This window comes from Jeotgalibacillus sp. ET6, from assembly GCF_029667115.1.
Classification (GTDB): Bacteria; Bacillota; Bacilli; order Bacillales; family Jeotgalibacillaceae; genus Jeotgalibacillus.
The window spans coordinates 1-276 of the sequence record NZ_JARUIU010000079.1 but is presented as its reverse complement, the minus strand read 5'-3'; the positions used below and the strand labels follow the sequence as shown (position 1 = coordinate 276).

Sequence of the window (276 nt, the reverse complement as noted above, 5' to 3'; positions counted from 1 at the left end):
CACAGCAAACTCGTGGCGTCAATTCACGATGCCATTGTAGCAACTGGGCTGAAGGACGGCATGACTATTTCTTTTCACCATCATTTTCGTGAAGGGGACTATGTGATGAACATGGTCCTAGCTGAGATTGCCAAAATGGGGATCAAGAACCTGTCAATTGCGCCAAGTTCGATTGCCAATGTACATGAACCAGTGATTGAGCACATCAAACACGGTGTGGTGACCAACATCACCAGTTCCGGCTTGCGCGACAAAGTGGGGGCAGCAATTTCAAGC

1 protein-coding gene is annotated in these 276 nt (G+C 48.6%); it reads left to right on the top strand.

Annotated features, from left to right (window positions below; translation table 11 throughout):
* Positions 1 to 12: 12 nt before the first annotated feature.
* Positions 13 to 276: citrate lyase subunit alpha (locus P6709_RS19890; protein WP_278242632.1), on the top strand; the 264-nt coding region annotated here is incomplete at its 3' end.